14 protein-coding genes are annotated in these 17,202 nt (G+C 72.1%); 8 read left to right on the top strand and 6 right to left on the bottom strand.

Annotated features, from left to right (window positions below):
- Nucleotides 1–118: 118 nt before the first annotated feature.
- The gene (locus tag ACZ6TB_RS35235; RefSeq protein ID WP_465561936.1) at nt 119–2,302 is read right to left on the bottom strand and encodes an MMPL family transporter; all 2,184 of its coding nucleotides are present in this window, start codon (nt 2,300–2,302) and stop codon (nt 119–121) included.
- A gap of 71 nt (nt 2,303–2,373) precedes the next feature.
- Nucleotides 2,374–2,892 (bottom strand): GNAT family N-acetyltransferase, encoded by a 519-nt coding sequence (locus ACZ6TB_RS35230; RefSeq protein ID WP_465561934.1) that lies wholly within the window; start codon nt 2,890–2,892, stop codon nt 2,374–2,376.
- A 54-nt stretch (nt 2,893–2,946) separates the two neighbouring features.
- Between ACZ6TB_RS35230 and ACZ6TB_RS35225 the strand changes: the two genes are divergently transcribed.
- From ACZ6TB_RS35225 to ACZ6TB_RS35210, 4 genes are read left to right on the top strand one after another with little or no spacing between them, the layout of a single operon-like run.
- Nucleotides 2,947–3,198, top strand: coding sequence for a phosphopantetheine-binding protein (locus tag ACZ6TB_RS35225; protein WP_433300138.1), 252 nt, complete (start codon nt 2,947–2,949; stop codon nt 3,196–3,198).
- Nucleotides 3,195–4,427: an AMP-binding protein gene (locus ACZ6TB_RS35220; RefSeq protein WP_465561932.1), complete on the top strand. Its 1,233-nt coding sequence runs from the start codon at nt 3,195–3,197 to the stop codon at nt 4,425–4,427. Before ACZ6TB_RS35225 ends, ACZ6TB_RS35220 begins: the two co-directional genes overlap by 4 nt.
- Nucleotides 4,420–5,166: an SDR family NAD(P)-dependent oxidoreductase gene (locus ACZ6TB_RS35215; RefSeq protein ID WP_465561930.1), complete on the top strand. Its 747-nt coding sequence runs from the start codon at nt 4,420–4,422 to the stop codon at nt 5,164–5,166. The genes ACZ6TB_RS35220 and ACZ6TB_RS35215 overlap by 8 nt, the downstream gene beginning before the upstream one ends.
- On the top strand, nt 5,153–5,587 hold the full coding sequence (locus tag ACZ6TB_RS35210) for a hypothetical protein (protein WP_465561928.1): 435 nt from the start codon (nt 5,153–5,155) through the stop codon (nt 5,585–5,587). Before ACZ6TB_RS35215 ends, ACZ6TB_RS35210 begins: the two co-directional genes overlap by 14 nt.
- Here ACZ6TB_RS35210 and ACZ6TB_RS35205 read toward each other — a convergent pair.
- Nucleotides 5,541–7,871, bottom strand: a complete 2,331-nt coding sequence (locus ACZ6TB_RS35205) for a glycosyltransferase family 2 protein (protein ID WP_465561926.1) — start codon at nt 7,869–7,871, stop codon at nt 5,541–5,543. The two genes, ACZ6TB_RS35210 and ACZ6TB_RS35205, sit on opposite strands and share 47 nt — an antisense overlap.
- A 177-nt stretch (nt 7,872–8,048) precedes the next feature.
- Here ACZ6TB_RS35205 and ACZ6TB_RS35200 point away from each other — a divergent pair, with 177 nt between their 5' ends.
- Together ACZ6TB_RS35200 and ACZ6TB_RS35195 are read left to right on the top strand one after the other, a co-directional pair.
- Nucleotides 8,049–8,864, top strand: coding sequence for a hypothetical protein (locus ACZ6TB_RS35200; RefSeq protein WP_465561924.1), 816 nt, complete (start codon nt 8,049–8,051; stop codon nt 8,862–8,864).
- A complete protein-coding gene (locus tag ACZ6TB_RS35195) occupies nt 8,861–10,513 on the top strand; it encodes a methyltransferase domain-containing protein (protein ID WP_465561922.1) in 1,653 nt (550 codons plus the stop codon). Before ACZ6TB_RS35200 ends, ACZ6TB_RS35195 begins: the two co-directional genes overlap by 4 nt.
- Before the next feature lie 116 nt (nt 10,514–10,629).
- On the opposite strand, the gene ACZ6TB_RS35190 is transcribed toward ACZ6TB_RS35195, so the two are convergent.
- From ACZ6TB_RS35190 to ACZ6TB_RS35180, 3 genes are all read right to left on the bottom strand, one after another.
- Nucleotides 10,630–11,274 (bottom strand): response regulator, encoded by a 645-nt coding sequence (locus ACZ6TB_RS35190; protein ID WP_465561920.1) that lies wholly within the window; start codon nt 11,272–11,274, stop codon nt 10,630–10,632.
- A 28-nt stretch (nt 11,275–11,302) separates the two neighbouring features.
- Complete coding sequence (locus tag ACZ6TB_RS35185; protein WP_465561918.1) at nt 11,303–12,595, bottom strand: sensor histidine kinase; 1,293 nt, start codon at nt 12,593–12,595, stop codon at nt 11,303–11,305.
- 71 nt (nt 12,596–12,666) lie between these two features.
- Nucleotides 12,667–14,913: a hypothetical protein gene (locus ACZ6TB_RS35180; protein ID WP_465561916.1), complete on the bottom strand. Its 2,247-nt coding sequence runs from the start codon at nt 14,911–14,913 to the stop codon at nt 12,667–12,669.
- Between the two features lie 178 nt (nt 14,914–15,091).
- On the opposite strand from ACZ6TB_RS35180, the gene pseB reads away from it, so the two are divergent.
- Nucleotides 15,092–16,075, top strand: coding sequence for a UDP-N-acetylglucosamine 4,6-dehydratase (inverting) (pseB, locus tag ACZ6TB_RS35175; RefSeq protein WP_465561915.1), 984 nt, complete (start codon nt 15,092–15,094; stop codon nt 16,073–16,075).
- Complete coding sequence (locus tag ACZ6TB_RS35170; protein WP_465561913.1) at nt 16,075–17,199, top strand: DegT/DnrJ/EryC1/StrS family aminotransferase; 1,125 nt, start codon at nt 16,075–16,077, stop codon at nt 17,197–17,199. Before pseB ends, ACZ6TB_RS35170 begins: the two co-directional genes overlap by 1 nt.
- Nucleotides 17,200–17,202 lie beyond the last annotated feature (3 nt).

Below are 17,202 nucleotides of genomic sequence, written 5' to 3'. Positions count from 1 at the left end.
GTTCCCCCCCCCGCACCACCTTTGGCCCCCCCCCCCAGCCCCTCGGGCGTCCCGCCCCCCCCGAACCCTCGTCGAGCATCCCCCCTGGCCCCCCCCGCCCCCCCCCCAGCGCACGGGATCACACCCGGGCCAGCTCCCGCTCGCCGTGCGGCGCCTCGCCCGCCGGGGCCGCCGGGGCGGGCTCGTGGGCGATCTGCGGCAGCCAGTTCAGCCAGCGCGGCAGCCACCAGTTCTTGTCGCCGAGCAGCGCCATCACGGCCGGCAGCAGGACCGCCCGGATGATCGTCGCGTCGAGCAGGACCGCGGCGGCCAGGCCGACGCCGAGCTGCTTGGTCGAGGCCAGCGGCAACGTCGCGAACAGGGCGAACACCGCCATCATCACGACCGCGGCACTGGTGATCACGCCGGCCGTGCGACCGATGCCCTCGCGGACCGCCTGCCGGGTCGACAGGCCCCGGTCGTAACCCTCGCGGATCCGGCTGAGCACGAACACGTGGTAGTCCATCGAGAGGCCGAACAGGATGATGAACAGGAACAGCGGCATCCAGTTCGTCAGCCCGGGGGCCGCCTGGAACTGCAACTGCTTCTCGAAGTGGCCGTATTGGAAGACCCAGACCAGCATCCCGTACGCGGCACCGACCGAGAACAGGTTGAGGACCACGCCCGTGATGGCGACCACGACCGACCGGAACGAGACGAGCAGGAGCACGAAGGCCAGGCCGAGCACGAAGCCGAACACCCACGGCAGGCTCGCGTCGAGGCGGGCGTTGAAGTCGGCGTTCTCCGCTTTGTCCCCGGTGACCAGCGCGGTCCCGCCGGCCAGGTGACCGAACGTGGCGGGCACCACGGTCTGGCGCAGCAGGCCGAGGGCGTCGTCGCCGACCAGGCCGACCGAGACGATCGCGACCGTGCCGGCCGGGTTGACCCGCACGTCGACCGGGCCGGTCAGCTTGCCGCCGCTGCCGGTGACCGCCGTCTTGAAGCTCGCGAGCTGCTTGCCGAACTCCCCGCCGCGCACCGAGGACGCCTTGACCACGACGTTGGCCGGCGACGTCTTGCTCGGGAACGCCTCGTCGACCGCCTTGTACGCCTGAACGATCGGCGCCTTGGGCGAGAAGTCCTCGATGCCCGTCCCCTTGGTCCGCAGGTCGAGCACCGGCGACGCGATCACGGCCAGCGCCCCGACCGCGACGACCGCCGAGATCAGCGGCTTGGCCAGCACCACCCGCAGGACCGCGTTCCAGACCCGGCCGTCGCTGCGCCGGCGGTACAGCCCGGGCAGCTTGAGCGCGTCGACCCGGTCACCGAGCGCCGACAGCATGGCCGGCAGCACGGTCAGCGAGCCGAGGATGGCGGTGGCGACGACCAGGATCGTGCCGACCGCGAAGCTCACGAAGGTCGTGTCGAAGGTGAAGAACATGCCGGCCATCGCCACGATCACGGTGAGGCCGGAGACCCAGATCGACCGGCCCGAGGTCTGCGCCGCGATCACCAGGGCCCGGTGCGGGTCGGCGCCGGCCCGCCGCTCGTCGCGCTCCCGACGGATGTAGAAGAGGCAGTAGTCGACCCCCACCGCCAGGCCGACCAGCAGCATCACGTGCATCGTCGTCTCGTCGGCCGGCGCGAACCGGCTGGCCGCCGCGAGCAGCCCGATCGCCGCCACCACCGCGGTGACCGCCAGCAGCACCGGCAGCAGCGCCGACACCACCGCGCCGAAGGTGACGAGCAGGATGCCGAGGGTCACCGGGATGGACAGCATCCCGAGCCGGCTCAGCCCCTTGTCGAGGTCGTCCCCGATCAGCTTGTCGCCGCTGGCGTCACCGCCCTCGGCGATGAACAGGTCGGTGTGCGCGGCCTGCACGCGGGCCACCGTGTCGAGCGCAGGCCCGACCCGGTCCTTGGCCGTCTCGGGGTCGCCGGTGATGGAGAAGGTGACCAGCGACGACCGCTTGTCCGGCGACTCGATGGCCGGCTTCACGCCGGTCACGTTCGCCGTGGTCTTGAGCTGCTTGGTCAGGTCGGCGACCGCCTTGGCCCGATCGGCGCCGGCCCGGTTCTGCACGATGACCATCTCGCCCGACGGCTCGACCGGGAACCCGGCCTGCTCGACGATCCGCTCGGCCCGCCCCGAGTCGCCGTGGCCGTAGTCGGAGTCGACCGCGTCCCGCGTGCCGATCTGCATGCTGAGCACGGTCACGCCGACCACGAACACGACCCAGCCCAGAATCGCGAGCGTCCGGTGACGGGCGCTCCACATCGCGGCCCGGGCCGCGATCCCCTTGACGTTCTCCCCGCTTCTCATGGCAAAGACGCTATGAAGAACGGAGATTCCGATCGATGTGGCTGGCGCCCGTCTTTGGGGTAGGGCTAGCCCTACCCCCGGCGACGCCGGTTCTCCCGCTTCAGCGAGATCGGGATCACCGAGATCGTCCGCCCGTCCGCCGCGCGCGGCTCGGGCTCGCCCTCGACGAACCGGAACCGCCGGTTCATCTGCCGTACGACCACGTTGTCCTCGAGCACCTCGCCGTTGAGCTCCTCGAGCCCGAGCGTGTCGAAGGCGTGGTCGGCGGCCTCACGCATCACCTCGAGCCAGGCCGGCAGCGTCTCGCCGCGCCGCGCGAGGCCGTCGGCGTCGAGGAAGAAGCCCCAGGAACCGGTGCCGTCCGGCGCCAGGTCGAAGAAGTTGACCACCCCGGACGGCACGCCCTCGCGCTCATAGATCAGCACCTGCCGCGACGGGTCGGCACGCGTCTTGGACCACCACGCCGCGTGCTCGTCGGGAGTGATCTCGTGGCTGTTGATGCTGACCTCGCGGTTGGGCGGCTGGTTGCGCCACATCCGCATCGCGTCCAGGTCGTCGTCGGTCGCCGGTCGCAGCATGTAATCGCTCACCCTTTCATCGCTGTTCGCCTGCACGCTACAGAGCGCCGGGTATGCTTCCGCACCATGAATTCGCTCAGTCGTTCCCAGGTGCGCGACCTGATGGCGCAGGTCATGAAGAACCAGGGCAAGGTGCTCCCGGACGACGACAGCGCCGATCTCCGCGAGATCGGTTTCCGGTCTCTCGACTTCTCCGAGCTGGCCCTGCGGGTCGAGGACGAGACCGGCGACGAGCTGAACTTCGACGCCCCCGGCCTGCGGCAGATCGCCACGGTCGGTGACGTTCTCGACTTCCTCGTGCAGCTCCAGTCGGAATGAGCGAGCTGAACGGCGGCGGCAACCACGTCGTCGCGAGCGGGCGGCAACTGACCTGGGACGAGCTTCCGGCCGCCGACCTGCCGTCGCCCGTCGCCGTCCTCGCGGCCACCGGCCTCGACGCCTTGATCGCCGCCCGGCAGCACGCCGTGCACGGGACCGAGCTGGTGCTCAGCACCCCGTCCCGGGTCGACGCCGAGCTGCGTGACGAGCTCGTGGAGGCCGGCTTCACCGTCGTCCGGCTCGACGGCGGCGAGGTCACGGTGCTCGAGCAGGGGCGCGAGCGCGCCCCCGAGCCCGGTCGGCTGTGGCTGCTCACCTCGGGCTCGACCGGCCGGCCCAAGCGCGTCGGCCACACCCTCGACTCGCTGACCACCGTGCGCGGCGCCCAGGAACCACGGGTCTGGCTGTGCCCGTACTCGCCGGGCACGTACGCCTGGTGGCAGGTGGTGACGCTCTCGCTGACCCAGCCGGGGCAGGACCTTGTCGTCATCGAGCCGAGCGAGCTCGACAACTGGGCGCGGATCGCGAGCGAGCACGGCGTCACGGCCGCCTCGGGCACGCCGACGTTCTGGCGTCAGGCGATCTACCGGGACGGCGAGGCCCTGGCCCGGGTGCCGCTGCGGCAGGTCACGCTCGGCGGCGAGCCGGTCGACCAGGCGATCCTCGACCAGCTGCGGGAGACCTTCCCGGCGGCGCGCATCTCGTGGATCTACGCCTCCTCCGAGCTCGGCGCCTCGATCGTGGTGCACGACGGCCGCGCCGGCTTCCCGCGGGAGTGGCTCGACCGGGCCGCGCCCGACCGGCCGGCGATCTCCGTCGACGGTGACGAGCTGGTGATCAAGTCGCCGTACCACGGTGTCGGCCTCACCGGCGCGGTGCGCACCGGCGACCGCGTCGAGATCATTGACGGCCGGGTGCACATCGTGGGCCGGCTCAACAGCGACGAGATCAACGTGGGCGGTTCGAAGATCTCGGCCGGGCTCGTCCGGCACGTGCTCACCGCCCATCCGCAGGTGGCGTGGGCCCGCGTGACCTCCCGCAAGGCCCCGATCGTGGGCCGGATGGTCGCGGCCGAGGTGGTCCTCGCGCCCACCGCCGACCGCGCGGAGGTAGACGAGGCCGCGCTCGTAAAGTGGAGTGGCGAGCGGTTGCCCGACTACGGCGTGCCGCGCCGCATCCGCTTCCTGGACGAAATCCCGGTCAAGGAGACCCTGAAAAGCGATGTCTGATGTTGCTGTGATCCCGCCCTCCACCGTCGTGCTCGTCTCCGGCGGCTCGCGCGGGCTGGGGCTCGCCATCGTCTCCGGCCTCCTGGCCGAGGGTCTGAAGGTCGCGGCGTTCGCCCGCACGGTGACGCCCGAGCTGCGCGACCTGGCCGTGAAGTACGAGGGCAAGCTGCACATCGGCTCGGTCGACATCACCGACCTCAAGGCCTGCACCGCGTTCGTCAAGGAGGCCGAGGAGCGCCTCGGTCCGATCGACGGCCTGGTCAACAACGCGGCCATCGGGCAGGACTCGCTGCACGTGCACACCTCGGTCGACCAGATCGAGAAGATCATCCAGACGAACCTGACCGCGCCGCTCGTGCTGACCCGGCTCTTCCTGCGTCGCATGCTCGCCAAGGGCCTGCGCGGCCGGCTGGTCAACGTGACGTCGATCTGCGCCCAGCGCGGCTACTCCGGCCTGGTCGCCTACTCGGCCACCAAGGGCGGGATGGATTCGGCGACCCGGACGATCGCCCGCGAGCTCAACGGCCGGGTGCTGGCCAACTCGGTGGCGCCGGGCTTCTTCGCCTCGGAGATGTCGGCCGTGCTCGGCCAGACCCAGCTCGACCAGATCACCCGGCGGACGCCGACCGGCCACCTGACCGACCCCGACGACGTCGTGCCGGTGATCCGCATGCTGCTCTGCGAGAACACCAACATCAACGGCCAGGTGCTCGAGGTCGACGGCGGTGCCTCGATCTGACCCCGCCGGCGTCCGGGAGCTCCTGGACCGGGCCGAGGACCATCTGCGGGTGAACGGCGGCGACGGCGCGCTGACCCGCTCGCACACCGCCGACTCCCGCACCGTCGGCTGGTACGGCCCGGCGCCGGCCGGCCATCGCCTCGCCGTCGACGCCGAGCTGCGTGACGCCGCCGTGCCGCCCGCGCTGGCCGGCCGATTCGGGGCCACCGACTTCTGGGCGCGGTGGACCCGGGCCGAGAGCCTGTGCAAGGCGTACGACGTGCCGATCCTGCTCTGGCTGCGCCGCTACGGCCTGGAGGTCCCGCGGGACCGGCCGGCGGCGTGGCGGACCCTGGCCATCGGCGACCTGACGGTCTCCGTGGCCTGCGCCCCGATCAGAAGACCTCGAGGTGGATCGTGCCCGCCCGCGGCTGCACCCTGACCCGCCGGTCACCGGCCTGAATGTCGATCGGCAGCCGGTCGACCAGGAAGACGTCGTGCTGCACCGCGTACGCCGAATGGCCGCCGGCGGGCTCCGCGAACAGGGTCCAGTCGACGAGGCCGGTCAGCGGGTCGACCGACGAACTCACGATCATGTCGGGCGACGGCAGCAGGTCGGCGATGTCGATGCCGGCCGACCAGTACCCGTCCCCGTCGTCATCGACCTGGCACTCGGCGTCCACGTAGTCGTTGGAGTTCGCGAAGAAGCGACGCCAGACGTAGCGGGTGCCACCGGTCTCCAGCTGCGGGCCGCCCACCGTCAGCCGGGGGCCGCCGGCGCCGGCCGTGGCCTCGAGCGTCTCGGCCATCGGGCGGACCGGCCCCTCGTGAAGGTTGACGTAGTTGGCCGGTGAGCGGGTCAGCATGAGCAGACGGCCCTCGTGCACGGCCTTCACCGATCGGGTGAGGCCGGTCGCCAGCAGCCAGTCCTGGTCGCCGTTGCCGACCCTGGGCACCCGGACCGTGCGCTGCGTGAACGGGTCGTCGGGGTTGGCGGCGTCGACGATCGTCTCGAAGGGCAGCCGGACCGTGAAGGTCGCGCCGTGGTCGTCACGGTCGATCCGCATCGGCACCGGGGCGTCGCCCGACGACCGGCTCAGCCGGAACTGGGTGCCGTCGGTCGCCCCGGGCAGCCGGCCGGACAGGACGAACGCGCCCTCCTCGACCCGGCCCGAGCTCAACTCGTACGGCCGGATCATCTGCATCAGCATCAACTGGCCGCTGCTGGCGCGGGTCGGCTGGATCCAGACGTCGTCGGTGACCCAGGCGCCGGCCGGGAACTGCGGGTTGCCGGGGCGCATGTTCCGCAGCTTCGACCGCCGGCGCAGCAGGCCCTGGCGCATCTCGAGCTGGAAGTGGGCCAGCGCCCCGTCCTGCGGGAAGCCGGCGAGCACCGAACGCGGCACGCGCGCCTCGAAGCCGACCTCGGACTGCTTTCCCTGCAGGTCGAAATCCTCGAACCGGTGGATCGGCAGCGGGACCTTCCGATCGTCGCGGACGAGCCACACCCGCAGTGCCGACTTCTGGTCGTTGGCCAGGTGGAGGATCTCCGCCGTGCCCCGCACGACCAGATCGCCGTCCGCCCAGCCGACCGAGGTCACCGAGTTGTGCAGCTCGATCGCCGGGCGCGGCAGCCGGTAGTCCCGGCGCGGCAGCGGCCGGGGATGGTCCTCCAGGCCCGGGTACTGGTTCTCGAACCGCCAGGGCAGCACGGGATGCCGGCGGGCGAGCGCGCCGCCGCGCAGACCCCCGTCGAACCGGAACTGCGCCAGGCGGCACAGCAGGTCGACGTCGCCGGTCTGGAGGGCGCGGTACTCGAGCCGCTGGTACGGGGTCGACTTCCGCAGCAGGTGCCCGTCCAGGCGGCGGGCGAGGCGCTGGCCGAGCTGGACCAGCTTGGCCTTCTCGTGCTCGGGCACCGAGCCGAACGCCAGCACCAGCGACGTGAGGTCGATCTCCGCGAGCACGCTGTGCACCTCGCCGCGCAGCTCCGGCGCCTGCTCGTCGATCAGGTCGAGCACCATCTCGGCCGAGACCACCCGGTCGTAGAGGTTCGCGTACTCGAACTTCAACTGGGTGATCGACTCGCCCGACTCGCGCTCCCGCCAGTAGTAGACGGGCGCGGACAGGACGTCGACGGTGACCGCGTCGATGTGTGCCTTCAGGGTGACCGGGTAGTCCTCGTACCGGATGGCCGGGAACGCGTAGCCGAACCGGTCCCAGAACGACCGCCGGTAGACCTTGTTCCACACCATCCGGTCGAGCGCGAGGGCCTTGAACTCGAACACGTGCGTGGCCGGCCGGTCCTTCAGGAACGCGATCCGGTGCGACCAGGACGGGCGGACGCCGTTCGTGTTGTTGAACCGCCGGGCGCCGCCGGCCACGAACGAGGACCCCGTTTCGTCCAGGGACCGCACCATGATCTCGTAGGCGTGGCGGGCGACCAGGTCGTCGCTGTCGACGAACGTCACGTACTCGCCCTCGGCGTGCCGGACTCCCGTGTTGCGGGCCGGGCCCAGCCCCTGGTTTTCCTGCGTCACCACCCGGAACCGGGGATCCCGATCGCAGAAGGACTTCGCCACCACGGCGCTGCCGTCGCGTGACCCGTCGTCGACGAGGATCACCTCGAAGTCGCCGAACGTCTGCCGGACCAGCGAGTCAAGGCAGTCGCCGATGTAGTCCTCGACGTTGTAGAACGGCACGACCACACTGAGCCGGGGTTTCACAATCCGAGACGTTATCAACGGCAAATGACCTTCGAAGTGACGGGTACCCTGACCCTGCGTGCGCCCCGTCACAGGGCCCGACGCACCGGAAGCCGGTCCACCGGAGCCCGTCCGGCGGAAACCGGCGTCGAAGTAGAATGCGCGCGACATCGCGGGCCGACGCTGAATGCGAGCTTCATGGACTCCAGCAATCACTGGTACGGGCACGCCCACATCCTCGCCGCCTACTGCGGCAAGAACGCGGCCAAACCGCCCCGGATCAACGGCGTCGTGCAGCACGGTTGGAACATCCTGCACGGGTTCGGCCCGGGCCACGAACCGCCCGCCGGCTTCCTCAAGTACGTCTGGTCCGACGTCTCGCGCCGCCGCGGCCACCTGATCGGGTGGCGGGACTACGCGGTGATCGGCTCGCCCTGGGCCTACCTGGTGGCGCAGCAGCCGGAGGAGCCGGCCGAGCGCGAGGGCACCATCTTCTACCCGTTCCACACCTGGGAACAGGGCAGCATCGAGGGCGACCACGGCGAGCTGATCGCCCGGATCAAGGCGACCGAGCCCGGGCCGGTCACGGTCTGCCTGTACTGGATCGAGTACGACATGCCCGAGGTGCGGAGCGCGTACGAGAAGGCCGGCTTCCGGGTGATCTGCCACGGCCAGCGCGGCACGTACTGGAAGGGCACCGACACCAAGTTCCTCTACAAGCAGCTCGCCGAGCTGCGCCGGCACAAGCGGGTGGCGTCGAACCGGCTCACCACGGCGATCTTCTACGGGGCGTCGGTGGGATGCGAGGCCGGCGTCTACGGCCCGCAGATGGACTTCGTCGAGGACCGCGGTGGGTTCGACGGCAAGGACCTGGTCGTGCGGTTGCATCCCGAACTGCACGGCGAGTCCATCGAGCGGAAGGTGCTCGACGAGGTGGCCCGGGCCGAGCTCGGGATGGATGAGTTACTGAGCCCGCAGGAACTGAGCTACGAGCTCGGATGGAGCATGGCATGACCGATCAGGACCTGCCCGCCCGCGTACGGCTGCTCGGCGGCGAGATGCCCAGCTGGTCCGACGTCTCGTCGGCCTGGGAACCGGCCCGCGGTGGCGCCCAGCTCCCGATCGTGCTCGCCGCCCTGGCCGGCCGGTCGCGCGTGCTGGTCGCCGGGCCGCACGAGCCCGAGCTGCTCACCGCCCTGGCCGGCGCCGTCGACGGCGAGCTGACCTGCCTGGTCCGCTCGATCCCGGACGCGCGGCTGGTCGGCGAGGCCTTCGACGCCGAGGACGAGAGCCGGGTCCGGGTCTTCTGCGGCAGCCTCGACCGGTTCGAGGAGACCGGGTACGACGCGGTGGTCGCCCTCGACGACGTCGTCCGGCTCTATTCGACCGAGGGCCCGGAGCCGGCCTTCGGCACCGCGCTGGCGGACCTGCGCCGGCTGCTGACCCCGGACGGCGTGCTGGTCGTGATGGTGGGCAACGAGCTGGGCGTGCACCGGCTGACCGCCGAGGTCCAGCCGGAGGCCGACGAGTCCGGGGCGGCCTGGAGCCGGCCGGCGGACGCGGACGACACCCGCCCGCGGGGCGTCGCCGACCTCGCCGAGCGGTTCGGGCCCGGCGCCGTGATCTGGCCGGTCTACCCCGTGCCGTCGGCGCCGGTGGTGGCGTGGGGCGCGGCCGCCGGGTCGGTGGACCGCACCGAGCACGCCGGCTTGCTGGCGGCGCTGTCCGATGCGGCCGCGCGGTCGCTCGAGCGTGCCCGCCCGTCGGCCGACGCGGCGTCGCTGATGCGGCGCGTCTGGCGGTCCGGACGGCTGCCCGAGTTCGCCGCCGGCTGGCTGGTCGTCGCCGGCCCCGGCGACGACCGGGGACCGGCATCGGACGACGTGGTGGCGTGGCTGGGCGCGGAGCAGATCCGGCTGGCCGACGGCCACCCGGTGCTGCCGGACGGTTCGGCCGTGCCCGCGGGCCGGCTGCTCTCGGAGGTGCTGGCGCAGGCCGTCGTCGCTCCCGACCAGGCGGCCCTGCGGTCGGCGATCCGGGGGTACGCCGAGTGGCTCGCGACGCTGAGCGACGTGTCCCCGGCCGCGGCCGGGCGGGTCGTTCTCGACGCCGGCGGCGTGCACCGGCTGCTGGCGCTCGGCGACCTGGGGCCGGCGCCGGTGGCCAAGACGGCGGACGAGCAACTGCTGATCGCGGTGGCCGACCTGGTGCTGCGGGTCGAGCGTCATGGCTACCGCCGCACCTGGCCCTCGCACCTGACGCCGGCCGAGGCGGTCGCCTGGGTCGCGGCAATGCGGGGCACGCTCGTGCCCGACGAGACGGTGCGGCGGGTCGTCGCGGAGGCGGGGCTGGACCGGCCGGTCGCGGCGGTGTCCGGCGTACCGGTCGCCGTCGCGGCGGCCACCGAGCGGTTCGAGGAGTCCAACGCCTCCCGGGCGCGCTGGTTCGAGGCCAAGCTCAAGACGACGGAGACGCAGCTCGCGACGGCGTGGGCCGAGGTCGACAAGGCCCGCCGGGCGTACCGGGAGGTGGCGAGGGCCGACAACGCCCGGCTGACCAACCGGCTCAAGCAGGCCGCACCCCCCGGCGCCAAGCGGATCGGCCGCGCCGTCAAGAGGCGCCTGCGGCGAGCCAAGCAGATCGCCCGCAAGATCCGCGGCTGACATTCGACCGCCCGCCGCCGGTGCGGCGGCGGGCGCGCTCAGCTCTGGAAGGCGGCGGGCGCGCTCAGCCTTGGAAGGCGGCCGGAGCGCTCAGCCTTGGAAGGCGGCGGGCGGGCTCAGCCCTGGAGGTAGGCCAGCACGGCGAGGACCCGGCGGTGCTGCTCCTCGTCCTGGTGGAGGTTGAGCTTGGTGAAGATGTTGCGGACGTGCTTCTCGACCGCGCCGTCGGTGACCACCATCTTGCGGGCGACCGCCGTGTTCGACAGGCCCTCGGCCATCAGGCTCAGCACCTCACGCTCGCGCGGGGTGAGGTTGCGCAGCGGGTCGTCCCGCCGGCGACGCACGAGCAGCTGGCTGACCACCTCGGGGTCGAGCACCGTGCCGCCGCCGGCCACCCGGCGCAGCCCGTCGAGGAACTCGGCGACCTGGGAGACCCGGTCCTTCAACAGATAACCGACCGCGCCCAGGCGGTCGGCGAGCAGATCGTCGGCGTACGAGACCTCGACGTACTGGGAGAGCACCAGGATCGGGCTGCCGGGCACCAGGGAGCGCGCCTCCACGGCGGCGCGCAGCCCCTCGTCGGTGTGGGTGGGCGGCATCCGGACGTCCACGATGGACACGTCCGGCTTGTGCTCGGCGATCGCGGCGACGAGAGACGGCCCGTCGCCGACGGCCGCCACCACCGTGTGGCCGTTCTCCTCGACGAGCCGAATCAGACCCTCGCGCAACAGCACCGCGTCGTCGGCAATCACCACCCGCATGCCGCCATGCTGTCAGATCCGGCGCTCGCTAGAGGGGCAGGGCCGCCGTGAGCACCGTCCCCTGACCGACCGGGCTCTCCACCGAGAGGACGCCGCCGGCCGCACGGACCCGGTCGTCGAGCCCGGCGAGGCCGTGCCCCTTGGCCAGGCTGGCGCCGCCCTTCCCGTCGTCGGCCACGGTGACCATCAGGCCGGTCGCGTTGCGCTGCACGCTGACGTGCACCTCGCTGGCGTAGCTGTGCTTGGCCACGTTGGTGAGCGCCTCGGCGACCACGAAGTACGCCGTCGACTCGACCGCCGGGTCGAGCCGCTCGAACTGCGGCGCGTCGAGGTCGACCGGGACCGTGCAGCGGCCGGCGAGCGCGGTCAGCGCGGCCTGGAGACCGCGGTCGACCAGGATCGGCGGGGCGATGCCGCGGGACAGCGCGCGCAGCTCGTCGAGGGTCTCCCGGGTCTGGGTGAGCGCCTCGGCGACGGTGGCGCGGGCCGCCTCGGGGTCGGTGGCGAACTGCTGCTCGGCCCGGCCGAGGTCCATCGCGAGGCGGACCAGGCGCTGCTGCGGGCCGTCGTGGATGTCGCGTTCGAGCCGGCGCAGCGCGGTCGCCTCGGCCGAGACGGCGGCGGCCTTCTGCTGCTGCGCGACCTCGCGGGCCGCCTCCGCCTGGGCGATCTGCTCACGCAGCTCGTTGACGCCGCAGAGCAGACCGCGGGCGAAGTACGCCTCGAGCAGCGCGGCGCCGCGGACGACCCAGAACAGGGTGCCGGCGAAGAAGACGCCGACGGCGAGGTAGAAGGCGACCTTGGTGCCGTAGCTGCTGTCGAAGCCGAGCAGGTCGGGCAGGTCCTGGTTGTCCGGGCCGTCGGGCAGCGACCAGCCCCACAGGCCCCAGCTGAGCCCGCCGAGGGCGCCCGACCACCAGGTCACCACGAGGGCGAACGAGATCGTGCTGGGGATGAAGCGGAACATCCCGTGCAGCAGGTCGAGCCAGCTCTGCCCGTCGCTGAGCGGGTTCAGCATCTTGCGGAACGGACCGGCGCCGGGCCGGGTCGCCTTGTAATAGGGGCGGCGGACCTCGCGGCCGAGCACCGGGCCGATGCGCATGCGCTCGAGGGCGGCGAAGCCGCGGGACACGTACATGGCGGCCATCAGGATGGGCAGGCCGACCCAGATGATGCTGGTGCCGACGCCGACCCAGAACAGGGTCATGCAGAGCACGACCGTCAGGATCCCGAGCGGGAAGCCGACCAGCACGTAAAGAGTGTCGATGCCCAGCTTACGGAACGGGCCGGTAGCTCGGGCCGGGGCGGAGGTCGTCGTCATGTCATCGACGCTAGGCATCGGCGCCCTCCCATCCGATCCCGCTGCCTGCCGGATCGAGAGTAGGGCTAACCCTACGGTCGTGGGGGGCCGAGGTCGTAGATCCGCACCGGACCGGCCGTGTGCCGCTCGGCGGCGATCTCGCCGAGCCGGGGCGAAACCGGGCCCGCGCGGCCGTCGGCGAAGAGCCAGCGCACGTGGCACCGGTCGCGCAGCGCGGCCACGTCCGCCGGGTCGCCCCGGCGGAAGACCCGCTCGTTGAGGGCGAACCGGGCGGGGTAGGGCGCCGGCTGGAGGTAGTACCGCTTACCGCCCGCGCCGTCGGCGGCCATCGCCTGGTCGGAGTATCCCCAGCCGCCCACGAGCGTCCGGCGCCCGGTCAGCGCCGCCACCCAGAAGGCGCGGGCATCGCACCCGCCGCGCGGGCCGGGCGGCTGGCAGTGCACGTTGGTGGCCACGACGTCGTCGGCGCCGGCGTGCCGGTCGAGCCACCTCGCGGCGGCCATCTCGTCCCGGCCGACGGCGAAGGGCCCGGCCGGCGCCCGGAAGCGCAGGTGCGCGGCGACGTTGTGGGCGTAGCCGCCGACGCTCGCGCCGAGCACGGCGGCGAGCAAGGCGGCCGGGACGGCGGGCCCACGCCGGGCCAGCACCATCACCGCCACCACGGCGGCGGCGAGCGCCGCGCTCAGCAGCACGGGCCCGATCAGCGCCAGCGACCAGGAGATGACCGTACGCGCGGGCGCCCCACCGAGGCGCGGCAGGAGCGCCGCCCCGACCGCCCCGGCGAGCAGCCCACCCAGCGCCGTGCGGCGGCCGGGCGCCCGGTCGGCGAGCAGCCGGACGGTGAGCACGCCGGCGAACGGCAGGACGCCGAGCCAGAAGTAGGACTGGCTGGCCGAGGGGTGCCAGAACAGCCACATGCCGCCGGCGCCGGCCGCGGTGACGCCGGCCAGCAGCCAGACCGCCGGGTCGCGCCGGGCCCGGCGGTCGCCGAGCAGGGCCAGGCCGGCCAGCCGGCTCACCTGCATGACCAGCCACCAGACGACCAGGGCCGCGACGAAGGCCAGGCCGCCGGCCGAGGCGTGCGCGATGCCCAGCGGCACGGCGCCGTCGTTCAGGTCGTACGCGCCGAGCGTCTGCCGGTAGGGCAGGAACGTGAAGAGGATCGCCAGCGGCCGGACGGCCAGCGTTCCCGCCCCGCCGCCCGCGAACAGCCCGTAGCCGACCACCATCGCGGCCAGAACCAGGCCGAACAGGACGAGTGTGCGCCGCCGCCGGATCGCCAATGCCAGCCCGGCCACGATCGGGGGCAGCCCGCTGGACTTGGCCCCGGCGCAGGCCAGCGCGAGCGGGAAGACCAGCACCCAGGCCCGGCCGAGCGCCACACCGCGCACGGCGTCGACGGCGATCACCAGCAGCAGCCCGGTCAGCGGCAGCTGGTAGCTCTGCGAGGGGCTGAGGTAGCTGATGGCGGCGCCGCCGGGGGCGGTGATCGGCGAGCCGAGCACCAGCGGCAGGCCGGCCACCGCGAGGACGCCGCCGAGCGCGCCGGCCCACCACGTGCCGGTGACCTGGCGGCCCAGGGCGGCGGTGACCAGCGCGGTCAGCGCGATGATCGGCGGGAGCCACAGCCGCAGCAGCACCGTCGCCGGGTCGATCCGGGTGACCATCGCGGCGGTCGCCATGTCGGCGTCGGAGAGGTAGTGGTAGCGCAGGCCGTCGCCGGCCACCTGCGGCACCTGGAACGGCATCGAGCGCATCAGCTCGCGGACCAGCGCCAGGTGGTAGTCGAGATCCTGGTACCAGGACGCCCCGGCCGGCGGCAGCGGCGTGCCGTGCCAGGTCGGCGCGAGCGCCAGCACGGCCAGCGTCACCGCCCCGGCGAGCGCCCAGGACCAGGCCGCCGGCAACGGCCGCGGGTCGGCGATCCGCCAGTGCCGGCGGAGCGCGGGCACGGCCAGAAACGGCGCGACGATCAGCAGGGGCCAGGCCGGGAGCAGGGCCTGCAGACCGGTGGCGGCGGCCAGCGCCCAGCCGGCGATCAGCAGGAGCAGGCCGGTGGCGCCACCGAGACCGAGGTCCTCGGGGAGGTTGCCGGAGCTGCCGCGCACCAGCCGATGCACGAGCGTGCCGGGCAGCAGCACGGCGACCGGGAAGTAGACGGCGTAGCGGAGCACGGCCCCGGGCGGGGTGCCGGTCGCGAGCAAAAACGTGAGTAACACCACGGCCGGGACGAGCCAGGGCAGCGCCGGGGCGAGCCGGCGGCGCGGCGCCGATATCGGCCCGATCTCGGGCCCGGCCCCCAGAACCGCCTCGATCACGGGATGACCGTAGGACAGAGGAGTCCTATTTTCAGCAGTGTTGTGGACGATTCGACCAATCCCGGTTTAACTAGGGTTGAACGAGCGTTGTCCTTTTCCGTCGGCCGTGGAATCGCACCCGATGGTGGTTATGCTTCGCCCTCGTACTGCGTTCTGCCCACCCCTCGGGAGTTCAATCGTGTCTGAAATCAGCGGATCCTCGATCCTCGTCACCGGTGCCACCGGATCGTTCGGGAAGGCGTTCCTCAAGTACGCCCTCACCCACCTGGACCCGCAGCGGATCGTCGTCTTCTCCCGGGACGAGCTGAAGCAGTACGAGCTGCGCCAGATGTTCGGCGACGACAAGCGCCTGCGCTTCTTCCTCGGCGACATCCGCGACCGCAACCGCCTCGCGCGCGCGATGCACGGCGTCGACTACCTGGTCCACGCCGCCGCGCTCAAGCAGGTCGACACCGCGGAGTACAACCCCTCCGAGTTCGTCGCCACCAACATCAACGGCTCGCAGAACGTGATCGACACCGCGATCGACGCCGGCGTGAAGCGGGTCGTGGCGCTCTCCACCGACAAGGCGTCCAGCCCGATCAACCTGTACGGCGCCACCAAGCTGGTCGCCGACAAGCTGTTCATCGCCGGCAACCACTACGCCGCCACGCACCCGACCCGGTTCGCCGTGGTCCGCTACGGCAACGTGATGGGCAGCCGCGGTTCGGTCGTCCCGCTGTTCCGCAAGCTGGCCGCCGACGGCAAGAGCCTGCCGATCACCGACAAGCGGATGACCCGCTTCTGGATCACGCTCCCCCAGGCCGTCAAGTTCGTGGTCGACTCGTTCGACAAGATGGAGGGCGGCGAGCTCTTCGTCCCGCGCATCCCGAGCATGCGCATCATGGACCTGGTCGAGGCCGTCGCGCCCGGCTCGCCGACGCACGAGACCGGCATCCGCCCCGGCGAGAAGCTGCACGAGGAAATGATCGCCTCCGACGACAGCCGCCGCACCCTGCGCTTCCCCGACCGTTACGTCGTGCAGCCGGTTGCCGCGAGCTGGGGTTACCAGACCCCGAAGGGCGGCGAGGAGGTCGAGGACGGCTTCAACTACCGCTCCGACAACAACGACCTCTGGCTGGGCATCGAGGAGATGCGCGAGCTGCTCGCAAAGGAGAGCTGATGCTGCCGTACGGGCGGCAGTCCATCGACGATTCCGATGTCGAGGCGGTCGTCGCCGCGCTCGGCAGCGACTGGCTCACCACCGGCCCCCGGGTCGCGCAGTTCGAGAAGGACATCGAGGCCGTCGCCGGCGCGCCCGCCGTCACCGTGACCAACGGCACGACGGCGCTGCACACGGCGTACGCGGCGGCCGGCGTCGGCCCCGGCGACGAGGTCATCACCACGCCGATGACGTTCGTGGCCACCGCGTCGGGCGCCACCCTGTTCGGCGCCACGGTGATCTTCGCCGACGTCGAGGACGAGACCGCCAACCTCGACCCGGCCGCGGTCGAGGCCCTGGTGACGCCCCGCACGCGAGCCATCGCGGCGGTCGACTACGCCGGGCACCCGGCCGAGTACGACGCGCTGCGCAAGCTGGCCGAGCCGAACGACGCCGTCGTGATCGGCGACGCCGCGCACGCGATCGGCTCGACCTATCACGGCCGGCCGGTCGGCACCCTCGCCGACCTCACCACGTTCTCCTTCTTCCCGACCAAGAACCTGACCACCGCCGAGGGCGGCGCGGTCGCCTCGACCCGGGCCGACCTGCTCGAGCGCGCCCGCACCTTCAAGGGCATCGGCATGGTTCGCGACCGGGACCAGCTGCGCCACCCGGACGAGGGCGGCTGGTGGTACGAGGTCCAGTCGTTCGGCAACAACTACCGCCTGCCCGACCTGCTCTGCGCGCTGGGCAGCTCGCAGCTGAGCCGGCTCGCCGAGTTCAAGGCTCGCCGGCAATACCTGACGGCCCGCTACGACGAGCTGCTCGCCGACGTGCCCGGGCTGCGGCTGCCGATCCAGCGCGAGGGCGTCGACCCGATGCGCCACCTCTATCCCGTACGCGTTCTCGATGGTCGCCGCCGTGAGGTGTACGACCGGCTGCGCGAGGCCGGGATCGGCGTGCAGGTCAACTACATCCCGGTCTACTGGCATCCGGTGTTCGAGGACCTGGGCTACCGGCGGGGGATGTGCCCCGTGGCGGAGGCCTTCTACGCTGAAGAGCTGTCACTACCGCTCTTCGTCGACCTCAGCGACGCCGATCAGGATCGCGTCGTGGAAGCGTTGCGGACAATTCTCGGGAGCTAGCCC

This window comes from Actinoplanes sp. NPDC051537 (assembly GCF_055586105.1).
The sequence above is the reverse complement of the archived record's forward strand: the minus strand, read 5'-3'. Positions and strand labels throughout refer to the sequence as shown.